The organism is Undibacterium sp. 5I2, assembly GCF_035019605.1.
Lineage (GTDB): Bacteria > Pseudomonadota > Gammaproteobacteria > Burkholderiales > Burkholderiaceae_D > Undibacterium.
On the sequence record NZ_JASJVS010000151.1, the window covers coordinates 1 to 783 of the forward strand.

Consider the following 783-nt stretch of genomic DNA (forward strand, 5'->3'; position numbering starts at 1 on the left):
CGGTAGCACAACTGTGTCGTCTCTTGGGAGCGAGCCGGTCTGGCTACTACGCAGCAAAAGCAAAGACAAAAATGACCGCAATATGTGTCACCAGCGTGCATCTGAAAGCGGAATTCGCTGCCAGTGGCCGCAGTTATGGCAGCCGTCGCCTGGTCAGTGCACTGCACGCCAAGAACATCGTCATTGGCCGCTACAAAGTACGGCGCTTAATGCGTGAAGCCCAGATCAAAACCGTCTGGAAGAGAAAATTTATCAACACGACAGATAGCAAACATGATTTACCAATAGCGAGCAATATTCTCAATAGACAGTTCAACCCAGCAGAGCCCAATCGCGCCTGGACTTCCGATATTACCTATGTCCGTACGCGTACTGGCTGGTTGTATTTGGCGGTCGTGATGGAGTTATTCTCACGAAAAATCATAGGCTGGGCAATGGGGCCAACGATGCCAGCTGAATTGGTTTGTCGGGCGCTACGGATGGCGGTTGAGGCACGTAAGCCGGCAGCGGGTTTAATTTTGCATTCCGACCGTGGCAGTCAATATGCCAGTCATGAATACCAACATTTACTCAAACAACATGGCCTTGTTTGCAGTATGAGCCGTAAAGGAAACTGCTGGGATAACGCGGCGATGGAACGCTTCTTCTTAAATTTAAAGATGGAGCGTGTCTGGCAACGCGATTACGCGAATCAAATGGAAGCCACAAAAGACATCATTGAATACATCGTAGGCTTTTATAACTGCTTACGATTGCATTCAACGCTGGGCAATTTGCCGCCCA

General features: G+C 49.4%; 1 protein-coding gene. It reads left to right on the forward strand.

What is annotated here, in order from left to right; all coding sequences use genetic code 11:
• On the forward strand, positions 1-783 hold a 783-nt coding region (locus QN359_RS19770), incomplete at both ends, for an IS3 family transposase (protein WP_323493628.1).